Raw genomic sequence first — 18119 nt, forward strand, 5'->3', positions numbered from 1 at the left:
CCGCGCCTTGCCGAGTGGCTCCACAGGTGCACTTGTGGAGCCACCGCCGGATCAGCCGACGCGGTTAACGACTTGATGGGCGAAGGCGATCAGATCGTCCTTGACCCCACCGGCCGGCAGCGGCGCCAGATCGTCCAGGGCCGCTGTGACCCAGCGACGGGCCTCGGCCCGGGCCCGTTCCATCGCGGGGTGGGCGACCAGCGCGACCCTGGCGGTTTCCAGGGCCTCGTCGCTGCTCAGGTCCCGGTCCATCAGCTCCACCACGCGCACCGCGTCCGCGTCCCCTGCGGCCGCCGCGGCCCGCACATAGAGCATCGGCAGGGTGGGCACGCCCTCGCGCAGATCGGTCCCCGGCGTCTTGCCGGACTGGTCCGGCGCGCTGTCCAGGTCGATGATGTCATCGGCCAGCTGGAAGGCCACGCCCACCCGCTCGCCGAAGGAGCGCAGCGGCGCAATGTACTCCTCGGGCGCACCCGAGGCCAGCAGCCCGAACTCCGTGGCCGCGGCGATCAGCGAACCGGTCTTGTCGGCCAGCACGCCGAGGTGGTGGCGCAGCGGGTCGGCCCCGTCGACCGGGCCGATGGTCTCGTGCAGCTGGCCGAGCACCAGGCGCTCGAAGGTCTCCGCCTGCAGCACCACCGCGCGCGGGCCGAGGTCCGCCGACAGCAGGGACGCCTTGGCGAACAACAGGTCGCCCGTCAGAATGGCAACGTTATTACCCCACACGTGCTGGGCTGCGGTCGCACCGCGGCGCACGGGGGCCTCGTCCATCACATCGTCGTGGTACAGCGTGGCCAGGTGGGTCAGTTCCACCGCGGCCGCCGCGGTGATGACCTGGGGCCGATCCCGGTCGCCCAGGCCCGCGGCCATCAACACCAGCATGGGCCGGGCCCGCTTGCCCCCGGCGTTCATCAGGTGGTGGGCTGCCGCATCGACCAGCGGATCGGTCTGCCGGGCGGCAGCGCCGAGCACGTCCTCGACCTGCTCCAGATAATCGGCCAGTTCCAGCGCGACTGCGCCCATCCCCATGCTGATCGCCTGGGTCGTGGTCGCAGGCGTGGGGGAAGCAGGCGCGGCCTCCGGAGGAGTCGTCCCAGCCTGTGCCGCCGTAGCAGGGGACTGCGTGCCGGTGTTGCCCGATTCGGTCATAGTCTGTTCCGTTGTACCCATCGTCAGTCGTTCGTCGTCGCCGGCACCAGCTGGTTCAGCGCATAGATCACATGGTCGTAGAGGTCGCGTTCACTGGCCCGCGAACTGTACAGGTTCGCCAGCAGCTTGACGACGAATCTCATCAAGACCCTGCTCCCCATACCGTACTTGATCCCCACATTCATCAGCTCCGGCTTACCGATTATCTCAGCAAAAATCCGGCCCAGGGTGAAATAGGAGCCCAATTCGCCGCGCACCGACTCCGCATACCCGTGCAGTGCCCGCCGGCGCGCGGGGGTGGGATAGTGCTGGTAGGTGGCCACGACCTCGGCGGCCAGGCGGCCGGATTCCATCGCATAGTCGATGCCCTCCCCGTTGAACGGGTTGACCATCCCGGCCGCATCACCGAGCAGCAGCACGCCGCGGTCGAAGTGCGGGGTGCGGTTGAAGGCCATGGGCAGGGCGGCGGACTTCACGGGCCCGGTGGTACAGGTCTCGTCGATCTGCCATTCGGCGCCCATCGCCTCGATCCAGTCGCGCAGCACCTTGCGGTAGTCGACTTTGCCGAACATCGGCGAGGTGTCGAGGATGCCCAGCCCCACGTTCGCCGTGCCATCGCCCATCGGGAACAGCCAGCCGTAGCCGGGCATCGGATCCCCCAGCCCGTCGCCGCGGCCGGCCTGGGCAGTGCCGGGTTCGGCCTTCGGGCGCAGTTCCAGCCAGCTCTCGATGAACTCGTCCTGCGACCGCGGCGTGCGGTAGTAGGTGCGCACGGCCACGCCCATCGGCCGGTCCTCGCGCTTCTCATTGCCCATCTGCACGGCGGTGCGCGCCGACACCCCGTCCGCGGCCAACACAACGGGCGCGCGGAAGTGGGTCTCTGGGCCGATCTTGCGACCCTTGTCATTGGTCGCCGTGGCCTGGATCCCGTCGACCCAGCCATCGGCGCCGAAGGTCGGGTGCAGGGCCATGGTGTTCTCGTACAGGGTTGCACCACTGGCCTGCGCGTGGCGGGCCAGGTCCTCGTCGAGCTTCATCCGCGGGCGCGTCAGCCCATAATCCGGCAGGCCGGCGACGCTGGGCCAGTCGATCTCCAGGCGGTGTCCGCCGCCGATCAGCCGCAGGCCCCGGTTGCGGTGCCAGCCGGGTTCGTCCGACTTGTCCAGGCCCAGCAGGCCCAGTTCGTGCACGGCCCGCGGGGTCAGCGCATCGCCGCAGATCTTATCGCGCGGGAACCGGGCCTTCTCCAGGACGACGACGTCCAGACCGGCCCGAGCCAGGTGTGCCGCGGCCGAGGCGCCCGCCGGTCCCGCGCCCACGACGATGACATCGGCGCTGACGGTCTGCACCTCAGGCGACCCCCGCCGAGGCGGCACCCGGGTTGCCCTCCGCACGGGCGGGGGCCTCGGGCGCTGCTGTCGCCGGTGCCGGGGCGGCCGGCTTGTAACCGCGGTGCAGGGCGACGATCCCGCCGGTGAGGTTGCGGTACTGCACGCGGTCGAACCCGGCGTCGCGGATCAGGTGGGCCAGCGGCACCTGGGCCGGCCAGGCGCGGATCGATTCGGCCAGGTAGACATAGGCGTCGGGACTGGAGCTGACGGCCTTGGCGACGGCCGGCAGGGCGCGCATGATGTAGCCCTTGTAGAACTTGGCGAAGGGCTTGAAGGTGGGGGTGGAGAACTCGGAGACGATGAGGCGCCCGCCCGGTTTGAGGACCCGGTACATCTCGGACAGGGCGGTGGCGGTGTCCTGGACATTGCGGAAGCCATAGGTGATGGTCACCGCGTCGAAGGTCTCGTCGTCGAAGGGCAGGTCGAGCGCATCGGCGTAGACGAACTCGATTTCGGGGTGGCGGCGCCGCCCCACCTCCAGCATCCCCTCGGAGATGTCACCTGCGATCACCTGCGCGCCCGCCCTGGCATAGGGCACCGAGGATGAGCCCGTGCCGGCGGCCAGGTCGAGGATCTTCTCGCCGGGCTGCGGGTCGACGGCCTTGGTGTTCTCCACGCGCCACCAGCGCGAGATCCCGAACGTCATGGCATCGTTGGTCAGGTCGTAGCGTTCGGCCACGGCGTCGAACATCGATGCGACGTCGGTCTTCTGCTTGTCCAGGTTCGCGCGAGTCATACGCCTAGTTTCTCAGCCCGCGCGCCCACCTGACCACCCGGGGCGGGGATCGTCTCTGTATCCTTGCTCACCCGGTCCGCGGACCGGTGTCCGACGGGGGCCGGAAACCGGTCCCCGGCCGCGGCCTCGAACCGGCATCCGGCCGCTTAGCATTGAAGGGTGATGCGTTTCGATCTTGAGGACACTTCGGCCCCCACAACCTCCGGCCTGCCGAGCCTGCGCGTGCGCTCGTGGTTCATCGACGGCGTCAACCCGGAGGCGCCCCGGCCCTTCTCCAGTGGCCTGCCCACCAGTCCCGAGGACTTCCTGACCAAACTTCCCACCGACACCCTGGCCTGCTGGGTCAGGGGCCATTCCGGCCTGGTGGGCTTCGGCCGGACCCTGCGCCTGAGCGCCACCGGGGCCGACCGCTTCACCCGACTGTCCGCGGCCTGGCGAGCGCTGGCGGGTACGGCGGAGGTCGACGATCCGGTCCAGTTGCCCGGCTCCGGCCTGCTGGGCTTCAGCTCTCTGGCCTTCGCCGACGATTCGCGGACCGCCAGTGTCATCGACGTGCCCACTTTCCTGATGGGCCGGCGCGATGGCCGGGTCTGGCTGACGCAGATCACCTATCCCGACCAGGACGTCAGCCCCCTTCGGCTGTCCGATGCCCGGTTGTCCCCGGTACGCGGGGCCAGGCTGTCGGCCGGGCGGGTCACCGCGGGGAAGTACCGGAGGATCGTCGGCGAGGTCTCCGCCCGGTTGCGCGCGGCCGCCGACGACCCCGCAGACGATTTGCTGAAGGTGGTCCTGGCCCGTGACACCGTGGTGCAGGCCGATGCCGACATCGATCTGCGCGCGGTATTGGGCCGGCTGAACCGGGCCTTCCCGTCGACGTGGACCTATGCGGTGGCGGGCCTGGTGGGGGCGACTCCCGAACTGCTCATCGGCGTGCAGGACGGGGTCGTGTCCTCCCGCGTGCTGGCCGGGACCTACCGGGTCCAGCACGATCCGGAGTCCGAGCTCGATGCAGCGCGCAAGCAGCTGGGCGCGCACAAGGACTCGCAGGAGCATCGCTATGCGATCCACTCCCTCGAACAGTCCCTGACACCCCTGAGCTCGGATCTGCGGGTGGATTCCGAACCGCACCTGCTGGCCCTGAGCAATGTCATCCACCTGGCCAGCGATGCCCGTGGCACGCTGGATACCCGGGTCCCGGCGGCGGGGAGCGCCGCTGCGGGCGGGGTGCGCGGTGGCGCCGGGGACCTCGGCCCTGGAGCCGGCCCCGGGACCGGCGGGGCGGCCGACCGGCCATGGGCGCTCGAGGTCGCGGCGGCCGTGCATCCGACCGCTGCGGTGGGCGGGGTGCCCACGGACCAGGCGACCAGGGTGATCCGGGAATCCGAGGCGGCCGACCGGGGCCGCTTCGCAGGTCCCATCGGCTGGATCGACGGCTACGGCAACGGCCAGTTGGGCATCGCCCTGCGCTGCGGACAGCTCGAGGCCCGCGACCGGATCCGGCTGTGGGCCGGCGCCGGGATCATGCCCGATTCCGATCCGGAGTCCGAACTGGCCGAGACCTGGGCCAAGATGAAGCCCATGCGCCAAGCCCTCGGCCTGGAGTAATCCCCGAGCCGTCAGGACAGGACGGGTGGGAGGGGGATCTCGTAGAGGCCGGGGCGGGCCTCGGCGACTACTCGGGACACTGCGGCGGGGCCGTCCAGGCTCTCGTAGTGCCAGTCGTATTCGGCCGCCAGATGGGCAAAGCCCCGACCGTGCGGGGTCGCGAAGTACGGACCGAAGTAGGGCGCCAGATAGTCCTGCCCGTGTTCGAGGCCCGCGAAGATCCGTCCGCCGTCGTCGTTGAGGACGAAGATCTGCAGACTCGCGCGCGCCTCGCCCGTCATCCGCAGCAGCCCGCCGGCGTCGTGGAGCAGCGCCAGATCCCCGATCAACAGCCTGACCGGGGCCGGGGCCGAGGCCGCACCCGGCTTCGGCCCGGCCAGCACCCTGGCCATGCCGACGGCGGTGGACACGAGTCCGTCGATGCCCGCCAGACCGCGGCTCGCACTGATCCGCGCGTGCCGATCCGTGATCCGGTCGGCATAGCGGACCACCGATGAGCTGGCCAGCAGCACATGGCCCTCGGCCCGCAGCACCGGGGCGATGAGGGCCGCTGGGCCGGAGGGCTGACCAGCGCCGCCCGCTCCGGCCGCAGTCGAACCAACGGCTACAGCCGAGTCGTGCCCGGCACCTTCGTCCTGTGCGGCGAGCGCGCGCCCGGCCTCCAGCCATTCGGCGAGCCAGGGTGCGGCGCCCGGCGCATCCGGGCTCGGCACATCCGGACCCCGCACATCCCCCAGACCCAGAGCCAACTCAGCCCAGGCCGCGTCGTCCACTCGGTCCAGATCGGCCTGCACGTGGACGAGGGTCACCGCGGGATCGGCGAGGAGCTTGGCATCGGGCCTGAACAGCGTGGGTTTGCCCGCGACCACCACCGTGGCGATCCGTGTTCGCAGGGTCGGCGCGCCCGCCAGCACCTCGGTATGGCGGGCCACGGCATGCTGGTGGACGAACAGGGGCGCAGTCGGTTCGGCCAGGACGGGCAGGCCCAGGCGGGTGGCCAGTTCGCCCACGCGCCGCTGGCCCAATCCGAAGTCGTCACCGGCGAGCACCACGGTGCTCGTGGGGTCCAGCCGGTGCAGGGCCTCGCCCAGCCGGGGATCCAACGGCGCCGGAGCCTGCACGGGCGCGGCCTCTGATTCCGCGGGCGTCCAGGGGAAGTCCACGCGTTCGGGCACCAGGGGGACGTCGAACTGGATGTTCAGCTGCACCGGACCGGGTGTGCCGGCCAGGGCGCCGGGGCCCAACGCGCCGCCGGCGGGCTCCCCCACCGAACCACCCGCCACGGTCCCGGCGAATCCGGAGCCCAGGGCCGCCTCGGCCGCCACCCGGGCCGCGTTCGGGGCGTCGCCACCGACCTCCACGTCAATGCCCGCCCGCACATCGGTCAGCACCCGCGACTGATCGTCGATCGTCTGGTTGGCCCCGGTGGCGCGCAGCCGGGCGGGCCGGTCGGCCGTCAGCAGGAGCAGGGGGACATGGGAGTAGGAGGCCTCGAGCACTGCCGGGTGCAGATTCGCGACGGCGGTGCCCGAGGTCGTCACCACCGCGACCAGCCCGTCGCCCGAGCCCTCGGCCCGCAGGCCCTTGGCCAGGCCCAATGCCAGGAAGCCGGCATCGCGCTCGTCGATCCGCACGCTCGTTTCCACCAGCCCCTGCCTGGCCAGTTCCGCGAAGGCGTAGGTCAGCGGAGCCGAGCGCGAGCCGGGGCAGATGACGACATGGCGTAGGCCCAGGCGGAGCAGTTCGACGGCGAGGGCGCGAGCGGAGGCGGTGGAAGCATTCATCGGCCCTATTTTTCCACCGAACTATGATGGAACTATGAGCTACCCGCCCAATCCCTATGCCGAGTCAGTGACCCCACGGACCCCTTCCGTCTTCCGGGGCGACGCGCACCGGGTCTGGCAGCTCGTCGTGGGGATCGTGGCCTTCTTCGCGGCCCAGTTGGTCGCCGGTGTCGTCACGTTCTTCTCCGCCCTGCTGCGCGGGAGCCTCACCATCGACGCCGCCACTGGCGCGGGCGCGTCCGTCCGGGTGGTCCGGCCCGATGGCTCCACCGCCGATGTGGCGGAATCCGGGATGTCGGTGTTCGGCGGGCTCGACATGCTCATCGGCATGGTCGTGGGCGCGGCCCTGTCCTTCGTGTTCTATCTGCTCATCATGCGCTTCATCGCGCGCAATCCGGGCCTGGGCCTTGGCAAGCACCAGCGCCTCATCGAATTCGTCACGGGCCTGGGCACCGGACTCGTGCTGATGGGGGTCTCCGTCGGTGTGATCGCCCTGTTCGGCGGCTACCGGATCACCGGCATCACCACCGGCCCTGCGCTGTGGGACGGCCTGTTCTACGCCGCAGCCATCGGGATCGGTGCGGGTTTCATGGAGGAAATCCTGTTCCGCGGGTTCCTGCTGCGCGTCCTCGACGCCTGGCTGGGCAGTTGGGCCGCACTGGCGATCACCTCCGTGCTGTTCGGGCTGGTGCATCTGAGCAACCCCGGCGCATCGGTCTTCGGCGCCGTGGCCATCATGCTGGAGGCCGGCGTCCTGCTGGGTGCGGCCTATCTGCTGACCCGCCGGCTGTGGCTGGCGATCGGCATCCACGTGGCGTGGAACTTCGTCCAGGGCGGGATCTTCTCCTCGAACGTCTCCGGCACCGGCGAGCGCACCGGCCTGTTCGAAGCACACTGGTCAGGGCCCGCCTGGCTGACCGGCGGATCGATGGGCATCGAGGCCTCGGTGGTCACGCTGGTCGTCGCCCTGGCCGCGGGCATCGTGCTGCTGGCCCTGGCCCGGCACCAGGGCATGTTGCTGGGCCCGGTGCGCCGCACGCGCGCTTAGACCCCGGCGAGCCGGATTCCGCTGCTACCGCGCCACCTCTGCGCCGAGGTGTCATACAAGGGTGTCACACAAGTAGGTCGGTGTCGGAAAAGGTCGCTCCCGGGGCCCCACGAGCGGAAGTTCATGACACCTTCCTACCTTTGTGACAGGTGGGCCCAGCAGCGGTCCAGCCGCTCAAGCCACCAGGCTGTGCGTGGGGCGGGGGCGGCCAGGGCGGCCAGGACCGCGGGGTCGGGGCTGATTCGACCCGGCGACAGGACTCCGGCGTGGGCGCGCAGCGGCGGGTCGACGACGTCGCGGGCGAACAGCGAGCTGGTGCCCAGGCCAGCGGCCCACACCTCCTGGGCCGAGGCCCCGCTCCCGGTGCAACCGCCCGCGCCGCCCGGCAGCCCCGCGCCGCACGCAGGCCCGGGGCCGCACGCAGGCCCGGGGCCGCACGCAGGCCCGGAGCCGGCGGCACCCGCGACCGAGCAGCCCGCTCCCCCGCGCAGCGCGGCGGCCAGGGCGACGCCGGCCGCCAGGCCGACCGAGGTGTCCAGCGCACTGGAGACCGTGGCGGGCAGGCCGGCGGCCGCGACGACCTCGCGCGCGGCCCGGATGCCGCCCAGCGGCTGGACCTTGACGATGATCTGGTCGGCCGCCCCCAACCGCGCGACTCGCAGTGGGTCGGAGGCCTTGCGGATGGATTCGTCGGCTGCCAGGCGCAGCGGCAGGCCGGCGGCGGCGACCCAGTCGTGCAGTCGGGCCAGGTCCTCGGTGTCCAGCACGGGCTGTTCGATGTATTCGAGCCGTTCGGTGAAGCCGGGCAGTGCGGCGAAGGCGCGCAGGGCATGCTGCGCCTCGGCCGGGGTGTAACGGCCGTTGGCGTCCAGGCGCAGGCGCAGCTGCGGCCCGGCGGCCATCACCGCGCGGATCCGCGCCAGGTCGTCGGCCAGAGTCGCGGCCCCGCGCTCTGCCACCTTGATCTTGACGGTGCGCACTCCGTCGTAACGGGCCAGGATGCCCGGCACGTCCGCCGCAGGGCAGGCGGGCACGGTGCCGTTGACGGGCACGGGGTCCAGCGCCGGGACCGCAGCCGATTCCGCAGCCGGACCGCCCACCAGCTCGGCGTAGTCACAGCTCGCGTACTCGACGGTGGCGGCCAGCCAGCGGGAGGCCTCGGCGGTGTCGTATTCGGTGAACGGCGAGAACTCCGCCCAACCGGCCGGACCGTGCACCAGCATCGCCTCACGCACCGTGATACCGCGGAACTTCGCAACCATCGGCAGGCAGACCACGCGGATATCGTCGAACAGCTCGCGCGGGTCCGCGGGCAGGTCAGGATGGACGGGAGCGGGTACGGAGGACGGCACTGGGGGTACGCGCGAATCGGTCATGACCCCACCCTAGTGCGCGCCGACCGAACTAGACGTAGGTCCACCGAACTAGACTTGAGTCCATGAGTGAGACGCAGACCGACCCCGCACAGAACCCGGCATCGGTATCCGAGATCTTCGATCCGACCAAGTGGCGGGAGGTCGCGGGCTTCGACTTCACCGACATCACCTACCATCGGGCGCTCAACCCCGACGGCTCCGACTTCGGCTGCGTGCGCATCGCCTTCGACCGGCCCGAGGTCCGCAACGCCTTCCGGCCCCACACCGTCGACGAACTGTACCGGGCGCTCGACCACGCCAGGCAGACCTCGGACGTGGGCTGCGTGCTGCTGACCGGCAACGGCCCCAGCCCCAAGGACGGCGGCTGGGCCTTCTGCTCCGGCGGGGACCAGCGGATCCGCGGGCGCTCGGGCTACCAGTACGCCTCCGGCGAGACCGCCGAATCGGTCGACCCGGCGCGCGCCGGCCGGCTGCACATCCTGGAGGTCCAGCGCCTCATCCGGATGATGCCCAAGGTCGTCATCGCGGTGGTACCGGGCTGGGCGGCCGGCGGCGGGCACAGCCTGCACGTGGTCTGCGATATGACCATCGCCAGCCGCGAACACGCGAAGTTCAAGCAGACAGACGCGGACGTGGGCAGCTACGACGCCGGCTACGGCAGCGCCTACCTGGCGAAGATGGTGGGCCAGAAGAAGGCCCGTGAGATCTTCTTCCTGGGCCGCACCTACTCCGCGCAGGACATGGCCGACATGGGCGCGGTCAACGAGGTCGTCGACCACGCCGATCTGGAGAACGCGGCCCTGACCATGGCCCACGAGATCCTGGGCAAGTCCCCCAACGCCCAGCGGATGCTCAAGTTCGCCTTCAACCTGGCCGACGATGGTCTGATGGGCCAGCAGGTCTTCGCCGGCGAGGCCACCCGCCTGGGCTATATGACCGACGAGGCGGTCGAGGGCCGCGACGCCTTCCTGGAAAAGCGCGACCCCGACTGGTCGCCCTACCCCTGGTACTACTGAGCGGGACCCCACCGGATTGTCCGAGCCACAGAGCAGCATGAACAGCACAGTGAACCCCGTCCGCACCCTGCGCCCAACCCCGGCCGAACTGAGCGAATTGCTGGCCGGCGCCATGGCCGGCCGGCACACCGTGGTCTTACCCGCATCCCGGTCCGGCGAGGTCCACGTGGTGGCACCTGAGGCCTTCCGCCCCGACCCGGCCAGGGGGGACCAGGCGCCGCCCGCCCTGGTCGTCTACACCTCCGGTTCCACGGGTGACCCCAAGGGCGTGGCCCTGTCCGCCAGGGCCCTCGAGGTATCGGGCCGCGCGACCGAGGCAGCACTGGGCGGGCCGGGCACCTGGTACCTGCCGCTGGCCCCGCACCACATCGCCGGCGCCCAGGTGCTGCTGCGCTCGCTCATGGCCGGCACCACTCCCCTGGTCTCACTGGGTCATTTCGACGCCGCGGGCTTCACCGCAGATGTGGACCGCCTGGTCTCCGAGGCCGGCCAGGCCGCACGCCTCTACGCCTCCCTGGTGCCCACACAATTGGTGCGGATCCTGCGCGATACGGCGGCGACCCGGGCCGCGGGGAGGTTCGATGCGATCCTGCTGGGCGGGGCCTCGGTCGCGCCCTCCGTGATGGCAGCCGCCGAGGCCGCGGGCCTGCGGATCGTGCGCACCTACGGCATGTCGGAGACCGGCGGCGGCTGCGTCTACAACGGCGTGCCCTTCGACGGCGTCCACATGTCGATCGACGCACAGTCGCGCGTGGTCTTGGCCGGGCCCGTGCTGGCGGATTCCTATGTGCGCTTGGAGGATGCTCCGGCACTGCTGCGCGCCCTGCCGGATACCGGCACGGGGTTCGCAGGCTCCGGTGCCACGCGCTCCTTCACCACCAGCGACCTCGGCCGCATCAGCGACGGGGTGCTCGACGTGTTGGGCCGTGCCGACGACGTCATCGTGGTCGGCGGGGAGAACATCGCGCCCCTGGCTGTGGAGAACGCACTGTTGGCAGCCCTGGAACCGCACGGCGTCGCCGAGGTCCTGCTCACCTGGCTGCCCGACCCCGAGTGGGGCGCGGCCCTGGTCGCGCTGCTACGCGCGGACTCCGGCCCCTTCGCGGCGACCGGCGAGGGGGCACGTGCAGCGGACCTGGCAGCCGAACTCAAAGAACTGCTGCCCGCCTCGTTCCCGGGGATCCACCGACCGCGCTTCGTGCTGCCCGTGACGACGATCCCGGCCAAGGGCATCGGCAAACCGGATCGGCGGGCTGCCCGCGAACTGGCCGTGCGGGCCCTGGGCTGAACCGCGCCGGCGCGCGGCGTGGTGCGCTGTGGCCCAGTCGCAAGCCGCCTGATCCCACGGAATCACCGCATGGGAATCACCACATGACTGTGTGATCCGGGGCTCTCTTCCACCGTTAACCTCGTCCCACCTGGCACGATATCGCCCGACCCGCATAAAATAGAACGGTCATTTTAGGAAAGAAGGCTTGGCACATGGCGACGTTCTCCCAGTGGATCGAAGGCGCTCGGCTGCGCACCCTACCGCTGGCGGTGGCCCCGGTGCTGGTGGGAACCGGCGCTGCGCTGGGTCAGATCGGCGGACTGCGCGAAATCGTCATCGGCGATGTCGGAAAATCGCAGATCCTCCAGGTTCCCGCCTGGCAGCTCATCATCACACCCCTGCTGGCCCTCCTCGTATCCCTGGCCCTGCAGATCGGGTCGAACTTCGCCAATGACTACTCCGATGGCGTCCGCGGCACCGACGACGAACGAGTGGGACCGCTGCGCCTGACCGGATCGGGGCTGGTCTCCCCGCCCCGGGTCAAACGCGCCGCGTTCTTAAGCTTCGGAGTGGCGGGTGTAGCGGGTGTCGCCATGACCCTGTTGACCCAATCGTGGTGGCTGATCCCCGTGGGCGTACTGGCCGTCCTGGCGGCCTGGTACTACACGGGTGGGAAGCACCCCTATGGCTACATCGCCTTGGGGGAACTGTTCGTCTTCATCTTCTTCGGCCTGGTCGCCGTACTGGGTACCACCTATGCGATGGTCCACCAGCTCTCCCCGACAGCGTGGGCCGGAGCGGTGGGCCAGGGCCTGTTCGCCTGTTCCGTGCTCATGGTCAACAATCTGCGCGACATCGATACGGATCCGTTGACGGGCAAGACCACGCTGGCCTCGCTGCTGGGGGATATCAGGGCGCGCATAGCCTACGCCGTCCTGGTCATCGCGCCCTTCATCCTGCTGTTGGTGCCGATCCTCACCGGCCACCCGGCCGCGCTCCTGGCGGTGCTGGCGGTCGTGCTGACCATTCCGCCGCTGCGGATCGTCCTGGGCAAGTCCACCGGGACCGCCCTGATCCCGCCGATCAAACAGACCGGGATCGCAGCCCTGCTCTGGGCGGCCCTCCTGGCCCTGGGCCTGGCACTCTAGCGGCCCCGAGCTCCACCGGGCGTTCAGTCCTCTTTGGTGCGGCGCTCTTCGAGCTGATCGACCTCGGCGTCTTCCGCCTGGGCGTCCGCCGACTTCTTCGCCGGTTGCGCCGCCTTGCGCTTGCGCCGATCCTCGACCCGGTCGACCATCGCATTCGTCGCCGAATCGCGCAGCCGGCCCAGCAGCAGATAGCTGAGCATGGTGGAGATGAGGATCGCCGCGATCCCGGTGATGAGCGACCACTTGAAGATGCCGATCATCACCGCCAGGACGAGGACGAACAGGCCGATCCGGGCCAGATTGTACAAGAGGAACTGACGCATGATCCACAATGTTAGTCCGTTAGACTGGGAGCGTGGCTAGAGGGTTAATTGCCGGTGTCGTCATTCTGGTGGCGATCACCCTGTACAGTCTGTTCGACTGCGCGATGCGAGATCGCACAGTCATCAGAATCATGCCTAAATGGGGCTGGTTCTTCATCATCCTCTTCATCCCGCTGATCGGGCTGCTCATGTGGTACATCTTCGGCCGGGGCACCGTGGCCGGGCCCGGCGGCTCCGCCGGAAAGCCCAGCCGCCGCGGCCCCATCGCACCGGATGATGATCCGGAATACCTGCGGCGGATCCAGGACGACCTCGAACAGCGCAGGCGCCGCGAGGCCCATGAGCGCGAGGAGCGTCCCGATGCGGACGCCGGAGACGTGACCAAACGCGACGACGAGGACCGCTGAATCGCAGGTCCCGAAATCATTGGGGCGTTTGTTCCAGATTGGGCCGTATGAACGGTCGAATCTGAGACAAACGCCCCAATGATTTTCAGGGGTGCGGATTTTCAGGGGCGCTCAGTCCTGTGGCACCCAGGGGGCGGGCTCGTGCCGCAGGAAGGCGCGCATCCCGGCCTGGGCCTCGGCCGCCATGAACAAACGCGCCGACAACACCGCCAGTTCCGGCGTCCGGCGGGCCACATTGTCCACGACCCTCCGGTTCGCCAGGCCCTTCGCCGCCTCCAGGCCCGATGGACCGGCCGCCTGCAGGTCTGCGGCGAAGGAGTCCAGCGCCTCGTCCACATCGGGGACGACCCGGGTGATCAGCCCGACCCGCTGGGCCTCTGCCGCATCGATGACATTGCCCCGCATCGACAGTTCGGCCAGGGCCCGCGGGGTCAGGCGCTCCTCGAGCACCGCGACGGTGACGGTGGGAGCCGCACCGATCCGGACCTCGGTCATGGCGAAACTCGCCTCGGGCCCGGCGAAGACCACATCGCAGGCCGCGACCAGTCCTGTGCCCCCGGCGCGCACGTGACCGTAGACCGCGCCCACCACCGGCTTGGGTCCGGCCAGCAGGAGAGAGAACAGGTCGCCCAGCTCCAGTCCACGGCGCACCTGTAGGTGTTCGGGAGTGGCGCCGAAACCCTTCTGTTCGCGCAGGTCCGCGCCCGCGCAGAAGGTGTTTCCGGTGTGGGTGAGGACGACGTAGCGGACGTCCTCGTCGTCGTAGGCCCGTTGGACGGCGGCCTTGACCTCGCCGATCATCGCCAGGCTGATCGCATTGCGGTCCGCGGTGGATGCCAGGGTGACGATGCCGGCCAGGCCGCGCCGCTCATAGGTCACCGGTCCGCTCATCTCGTCTTCGAGCGCGGCGTCCACACTCGGCTGGTCGGGGTTCGAACTCATGAGTACCACCTCTTCCACGTGCGTTCCGGCACCGGCGCCGGAAATCGACTCCCTTCGATTGTCACACGGCCAAGGCGCCCTGTGGGCTCGCCGAGCGACTGGTTCCCGCCGGTCACTCGGCGAAATGTTACAGCCCCGAGTAGGAGTGCAGACCGTTGAAGTAGGTGTTGACGATCGTGAAGTTGAAGACGATGCACAGGAAACCCACCAGGTTCAACACCGCAACCTTGTTCGCGCTCCAACCGCGGGTGGCCCGCGAGTGCAGATACGCCGCGTAGACGACCCAGACGACGAAGGTCCAGATCTCCTTGGAGTCCCAGCCCCAGTAGCGGCCCCAGGCGACCTCGGCCCAGATGGCTCCGGCGATCAGCGTGAACGTCCAGGTGATGAAGCCGACGGCCGCGATCCGGTAGCTGACCTGTTCGATCGACTTCGACGAGGGGATGCGGTCCTTGTCCAGCCAGCGCAGCCAGCCGGGTACGCCCTTGACGGAGGCGGATTCGCGCTGGGCCCGCTTCGCCTGCGAGCTCGCGACCGGAGCCGATTCCCCGCCCTCGGCCGCTGCCACCTTCTGGGCCCTGGCCTCGGCCTTCGCGGCCTTCTTCTTGGCCGACTCCACCGCTGCGTGACGGGTCTCCACGAAGGCCTTGAGCATCTGGAAGACGGCCAGGGCCGCGGAGATAGACAGCAGCGCCGTGGACAGGATCGCGATCGGCACGTGGATGTAGATCCAGTAGGACTGCAGGGCCGGGACCAGCTGGGCAGCCGGGGTGTAGAACACCGTGATGCACAGGCCCAGGCCCATCATGATGGCCCCGGAGACGAAGGTGCCCAGGTAGCGCACATCGCGCCATTTCATGACCACCAGGTAGACGATGCCGGCGATCGCCGTGGCGACCATGAGGTATTCCATCATATTGCCCCACGGCACCCGCATCACCGATAGGCAGCGGGTGACGATCGAGGCGATGTGCAGCAGCAGCCCGATGACGAACATGTTCGTGCCCAGGGCCGCGAGCTTGCGCCGCCCACCGGTTACCGCAGCATCGGATTCTCCGGCCGCGCCGGACTTCCCGGCCGCACCGCCGCCGGACTTCCCTGCACCCGTCGCCTGGTGTGAAACCGAGGCTTTCTCCGCGGTCTTCTCGGCCACGGCTGTGGCCCCGCTGCCGACCACGGATCGTTTCCGACCGGTCGTCCGGCTCTGCGCTCCAGCCGCATTCGCAGCCCTACCCGCAGCGCCGGCAGTGCCCGCACCCGCGGTCTTCTTCCCCTGTTCACGGGCGGCATCGGCCGCAGTGACGCGCTGCCGGCCGAACAGGTCGAACGCGTAGAACAGGAAGCTCAGCGCATAGACCGCCAGGGCCGAATACAAAAGCAGATTCGACCATGAGGCAAGGGTGATATTGACGTCCATCGGTATCCTCCGCCGGGGTCCCCGGCTAGTCTTCTCGGTCCTGCAAGTCTACGCTTAGGGCCCGCGCGGCCTGTTCGACCCGCGGATCGTCACCGCGGGCCAGGGCGGCGACCTCGACCGTGCCGTCCTTGACGCGCACCCACATGCGCCGTCTGGGCACGAACATCGATCCTGCCAGGCCCGCGAACAGCAGCACCGCGAACACCAGCATCAGGCCCTGCGTGGGGTCGTAGCGCACATCGAGGGAGACGAACTTGTCGATCCCGTCGAAGGTGATCGAACCCATGCCATCGGGCAGGTCCTCCGTCTGTCCCGGGCTCATCCGCAGGGTCATCGGCTGGCCCTCGGAGTTGCGCACCTGTTGCATCTTGTCGGTGTCGAGTTCGTAGACCGATTGCGGCACGCCCTCGCCCAGGCCCAGATCGCCCTTCCAGACGCTCAGGGCCAGCACGGGATTGCGCAGCTCGGCGAAGGTGGAGATGAGTTCTCCGTCGTCGTTGACTCCCGCGGTGGGCAGCAGCACCCCGCCGAAGCCCAGCTGATCGCTCGTGCTGCCGCTGGTCGTCACCCCGGAACCGGCTCCTCCGGTGTCGGGCACCTTGATGACCCCGCGCGAGGCGTAGTTGCCATCGGCGGGCAGGAACACCACGGGGCCGGCGAACACGACATCGCCCGCGTTATTGCGCACCGTGACCTTCGGCGCATAGCCGTTGCCGGTCAGGTAGGCGCGCGAGCCGTCCATCCGGATGGGCTCGTTGACCTGCAGTTCATGCCGGGATTCGACCCCGTCGCGGGTCTCCGTGACATCGGCGGCGAAGGTGCGCGGCTGGCCGAACTGCGGTCCGGAGCTGGTCGAGTCGAAGCTCGATTCGAAGTCGTTGAGTTTGAGCCGAAAGTCCGGCAACCGGTCGGGTGAGAAGAAGCGGCCAGGGGTGAACGAGTCATAGGACACCAGTGAGTTCGTGAAGGTCTCGCCCTGGACCAGGATCCGCTGGCCCGAATAGCCCAGGGTCGAACCGATCGCCATGGTCACGGTGACCGCCAGGATGCCCACGTGGAACAGCAGGTTGCCGGTCTCGCGCAGATAGCCGCGCTCGGCCGCGACGTGGTCGGCGTGCCGGTCGATCCGGTAGCCCGCCGACTTCAGCTTGGCCGCCGCCGCATCGAGCAGTTCATCGGCGCCGAGGTCCCCGCCGGCCTCCCGGGCGCCGGCACCGTCGGCGGCCGCCTCCTCGTCCGCACGGCCGACGGATGCCAGCGGGAAGGACTCATAACCGGGCATCCGGGTCAGCCGGCGCGGGGCCTTGGGCGGACGCGCCCGCATCGCCTTGAGGTGCTGGCTGGTGCGCGGGATGACACAGCCGATCAGCGAGATCATCAGCAGAATGTAGACGGCGGAGAACCAGAAGCTCGAATAGACGTCGAACAGCTGCAGTTTGTCGGCGATCTGCCCCCAGGCGCCATTGGCGTCGATGTAGTTCGTGACCCGCGCCGGGTCCTGGATCCGCTGGGGCAACAGGGAGCCGGGGATGGCGGCCAGGGCCAGGATGAGCAGCAGGATCAGCGCGGAGCGCATCGTGGTCAGCTGCCGCCATCCCCAGCGCAGCATGCCGATGAAGCCGATATCGGGCGCCGCCTTCTTGCCGGGGCCACCGGGCCCGCCGGCACGCGCGCCGGGTTCCGCGCCCGGCTGGGAGCCCGTCCCGGCCTCGGCCAGTTCGTCCTTGCGATCGGCTGGTCCGCCACTCATCAAATCACCGTCTCAAATCCGCCAACGCTCAGCTGCAGCCGAGCCATCCAGGCGTTCCACAATCCACTGACCAATACGATCCCCAAGAGGATCAACATGACGCCGCCGGCCACCACGATCGCCCGCTGGTGGCGGCGCAACCAGGCCAGCCGGCCCAACCCCTTGCTCAGCAGGAAGGCCACCACCAGGAACGGGATGCCCAGGCCCAGGCAGTAGCAGAACGTCAGCAGGGCCCCGCGCCAGGGCGAGCCCGTTCCACCGAAGCTGGTGGACAGGGTGAGCACGGCGGCCAGGGTCGGGCCGATGCACGGGGCCCAGCCCAGGGCGAAGGTCGCGCCCAGCAGCGGTGCGCCCCACAGTCCGGCGGCCGGGCGCACCCCCAGATGGCGGTCGCGCTGCAACCAGGTGAAGCCGCCCATGAACACCACCCCGGCCAGGATCACCACGATCCCCATGATCCGGGTGATGATGTCGAGGTACTGCGTGAGCAGGGCGCCCACCGCGGAGAACAACGTCCCGAAGGCCACGAAGACCGCGGCGAAGCCCAGCACGAACAGGCCCACGCCCGCCAAGACGGTGCGGGTCCGCTGCTCTTTGAGCGTCGTGCCGGTCAGGCCCGTGACATAGCCGACGTAGCCGGGCACCAGGGGCAGCACACACGGTGAGATGAAGGACACAAGGCCCGCCAGTACGGATACCCCGATGGCCAGCAGGAGCGGGCCGGACATGACCGTCTCGGCGAACTGATGGCCCACGC

At 69.5% G+C, this 18119-nt stretch carries 16 protein-coding genes; 6 read left to right on the top strand and 10 right to left on the bottom strand.

Annotated elements, in window-relative coordinates; all coding sequences use genetic code 11:
• Window positions 1–51: 51 nt before the first annotated feature.
• The 3 genes from NQ038_RS11155 to NQ038_RS11165 are packed head-to-tail and all read right to left on the bottom strand — an operon-like array spanning window position 52 to window position 3276.
• On the bottom strand, window positions 52–1149 hold the full coding sequence (locus NQ038_RS11155; RefSeq protein ID WP_257058286.1) for a polyprenyl synthetase family protein: 1098 nt from the start codon (window positions 1147–1149) through the stop codon (window positions 52–54).
• A 23-nt stretch (window positions 1150–1172) separates the two neighbouring features.
• Complete coding sequence (locus NQ038_RS11160; RefSeq protein ID WP_257062587.1) at window positions 1173–2498, bottom strand: geranylgeranyl reductase family protein; 1326 nt, start codon at window positions 2496–2498, stop codon at window positions 1173–1175.
• 1 nt (window position 2499) lies between these two features.
• Window positions 2500–3276: a demethylmenaquinone methyltransferase gene (locus NQ038_RS11165; RefSeq protein WP_257058281.1), complete on the bottom strand. Its 777-nt coding sequence runs from the start codon at window positions 3274–3276 to the stop codon at window positions 2500–2502.
• Between the two features lie 162 nt (window positions 3277–3438).
• Here NQ038_RS11165 and NQ038_RS11170 point away from each other — a divergent pair, with 162 nt between their 5' ends.
• Window positions 3439–4881 carry an isochorismate synthase MenF gene (locus tag NQ038_RS11170; protein WP_257062588.1) on the top strand — a complete coding sequence of 481 codons (1443 nt, stop codon included), beginning with the start codon at window positions 3439–3441 and terminating at the stop codon, window positions 4879–4881.
• A gap of 11 nt (window positions 4882–4892) precedes the next feature.
• Here NQ038_RS11170 and NQ038_RS11175 read toward each other — a convergent pair whose 3' ends face one another.
• The gene (locus NQ038_RS11175) at window positions 4893–6665 is read right to left on the bottom strand and encodes a thiamine pyrophosphate-binding protein (RefSeq protein ID WP_257062589.1); all 1773 of its coding nucleotides are present in this window, start codon (window positions 6663–6665) and stop codon (window positions 4893–4895) included.
• 34 nt (window positions 6666–6699) lie between these two features.
• Between NQ038_RS11175 and NQ038_RS11180 the strand changes: the two genes are divergently transcribed.
• Window positions 6700–7713: a CPBP family intramembrane glutamic endopeptidase gene (locus NQ038_RS11180; RefSeq protein WP_257062590.1), complete on the top strand. Its 1014-nt coding sequence runs from the start codon at window positions 6700–6702 to the stop codon at window positions 7711–7713.
• A gap of 134 nt (window positions 7714–7847) precedes the next feature.
• Here the strand turns inward: NQ038_RS11180 and NQ038_RS11185 are convergent, their stop codons facing one another.
• Complete coding sequence (locus tag NQ038_RS11185) at window positions 7848–9089, bottom strand: o-succinylbenzoate synthase (RefSeq protein WP_257062591.1); 1242 nt, start codon at window positions 9087–9089, stop codon at window positions 7848–7850.
• A gap of 62 nt (window positions 9090–9151) precedes the next feature.
• Between NQ038_RS11185 and NQ038_RS11190 the strand changes: the two genes are divergently transcribed.
• From NQ038_RS11190 to NQ038_RS11200, 3 genes are all read left to right on the top strand, one after another.
• Window positions 9152–10105 (top strand): 1,4-dihydroxy-2-naphthoyl-CoA synthase, encoded by a 954-nt coding sequence (locus NQ038_RS11190; RefSeq protein ID WP_257048264.1) that lies wholly within the window; start codon window positions 9152–9154, stop codon window positions 10103–10105.
• Window positions 10106–10142: 37 nt separating this feature from the next.
• Window positions 10143–11393: an AMP-binding protein gene (locus tag NQ038_RS11195; protein WP_257048263.1), complete on the top strand. Its 1251-nt coding sequence runs from the start codon at window positions 10143–10145 to the stop codon at window positions 11391–11393.
• A 194-nt stretch (window positions 11394–11587) separates the two neighbouring features.
• The gene (locus NQ038_RS11200) at window positions 11588–12523 is read left to right on the top strand and encodes a 1,4-dihydroxy-2-naphthoate polyprenyltransferase (protein WP_257048261.1); all 936 of its coding nucleotides are present in this window, start codon (window positions 11588–11590) and stop codon (window positions 12521–12523) included.
• A 23-nt stretch (window positions 12524–12546) separates the two neighbouring features.
• Here NQ038_RS11200 and NQ038_RS11205 read toward each other — a convergent pair whose 3' ends face one another.
• Window positions 12547–12846 (bottom strand): DUF4229 domain-containing protein, encoded by a 300-nt coding sequence (locus NQ038_RS11205; protein WP_257048259.1) that lies wholly within the window; start codon window positions 12844–12846, stop codon window positions 12547–12549.
• A 32-nt stretch (window positions 12847–12878) separates the two neighbouring features.
• Here NQ038_RS11205 and NQ038_RS11210 point away from each other — a divergent pair, with 32 nt between their 5' ends.
• On the top strand, window positions 12879–13253 hold the full coding sequence (locus NQ038_RS11210; RefSeq protein ID WP_257048258.1) for a PLD nuclease N-terminal domain-containing protein: 375 nt from the start codon (window positions 12879–12881) through the stop codon (window positions 13251–13253).
• 111 nt (window positions 13254–13364) lie between these two features.
• Here the strand turns inward: NQ038_RS11210 and NQ038_RS11215 are convergent, their stop codons facing one another.
• From NQ038_RS11215 to NQ038_RS11230, 4 genes are all read right to left on the bottom strand, one after another.
• Window positions 13365–14195 (bottom strand): enoyl-CoA hydratase-related protein, encoded by an 831-nt coding sequence (locus NQ038_RS11215; RefSeq protein ID WP_257048257.1) that lies wholly within the window; start codon window positions 14193–14195, stop codon window positions 13365–13367.
• A gap of 127 nt (window positions 14196–14322) precedes the next feature.
• A complete protein-coding gene (ccsB, locus tag NQ038_RS11220; RefSeq protein WP_257048255.1) occupies window positions 14323–15612 on the bottom strand; it encodes a c-type cytochrome biogenesis protein CcsB in 1290 nt (429 codons plus the stop codon).
• 25 nt (window positions 15613–15637) lie between these two features.
• On the bottom strand, window positions 15638–17362 hold the full coding sequence (locus NQ038_RS11225) for a cytochrome c biogenesis protein ResB (RefSeq protein ID WP_257062592.1): 1725 nt from the start codon (window positions 17360–17362) through the stop codon (window positions 15638–15640).
• Window positions 17362–18090, bottom strand: coding sequence for a cytochrome c biogenesis CcdA family protein (locus NQ038_RS11230; RefSeq protein ID WP_257048309.1), 729 nt, complete (start codon window positions 18088–18090; stop codon window positions 17362–17364). The genes NQ038_RS11225 and NQ038_RS11230 overlap by 1 nt, the downstream gene beginning before the upstream one ends.
• Between the last annotated feature and the right edge of the window lie 29 nt (window positions 18091–18119).

Origin of the sequence: Brevibacterium sp. 50QC2O2, assembly GCF_024580675.1 — a bacterium.
GTDB lineage: Bacteria > Actinomycetota > Actinomycetes > Actinomycetales > Brevibacteriaceae > Brevibacterium > Brevibacterium moorei.

Bases quoted from the DNA above. Each gene is read 5' to 3' on its own strand.
- NQ038_RS11155 (WP_257058286.1), bottom strand. From the start codon at position 1,149: ATGACCGAATCGGGCAACACCGGCACGCAGTCCCCTGCTACGGCGGCA.
- NQ038_RS11165 (WP_257058281.1), bottom strand. From the start codon at position 3,276: ATGACTCGCGCGAACCTGGACAAGCAGAAGACCGACGTCGCATCGATG.
- NQ038_RS11170 (WP_257062588.1), top strand. From the start codon at position 3,439: ATGCGTTTCGATCTTGAGGACACTTCGGCCCCCACAACCTCCGGCCTG.
- NQ038_RS11175 (WP_257062589.1), bottom strand. From the start codon at position 6,665: ATGAATGCTTCCACCGCCTCCGCTCGCGCCCTCGCCGTCGAACTGCTC.
- NQ038_RS11180 (WP_257062590.1), top strand. From the start codon at position 6,700: ATGAGCTACCCGCCCAATCCCTATGCCGAGTCAGTGACCCCACGGACC.
- NQ038_RS11185 (WP_257062591.1), bottom strand. From the start codon at position 9,089: ATGACCGATTCGCGCGTACCCCCAGTGCCGTCCTCCGTACCCGCTCCC.
- NQ038_RS11190 (WP_257048264.1), top strand. From the start codon at position 9,152: ATGAGTGAGACGCAGACCGACCCCGCACAGAACCCGGCATCGGTATCC.
- NQ038_RS11195 (WP_257048263.1), top strand. From the start codon at position 10,143: ATGAACAGCACAGTGAACCCCGTCCGCACCCTGCGCCCAACCCCGGCC.
- NQ038_RS11200 (WP_257048261.1), top strand. From the start codon at position 11,588: ATGGCGACGTTCTCCCAGTGGATCGAAGGCGCTCGGCTGCGCACCCTA.
- NQ038_RS11205 (WP_257048259.1), bottom strand. From the start codon at position 12,846: ATGCGTCAGTTCCTCTTGTACAATCTGGCCCGGATCGGCCTGTTCGTC.
- NQ038_RS11215 (WP_257048257.1), bottom strand. From the start codon at position 14,195: ATGAGTTCGAACCCCGACCAGCCGAGTGTGGACGCCGCGCTCGAAGAC.
- ccsB (WP_257048255.1), bottom strand. From the start codon at position 15,612: ATGGACGTCAATATCACCCTTGCCTCATGGTCGAATCTGCTTTTGTAT.
- NQ038_RS11225 (WP_257062592.1), bottom strand. From the start codon at position 17,362: ATGAGTGGCGGACCAGCCGATCGCAAGGACGAACTGGCCGAGGCCGGG.
- NQ038_RS11230 (WP_257048309.1), bottom strand. From the start codon at position 18,090: ATGTCCGGCCCGCTCCTGCTGGCCATCGGGGTATCCGTACTGGCGGGC.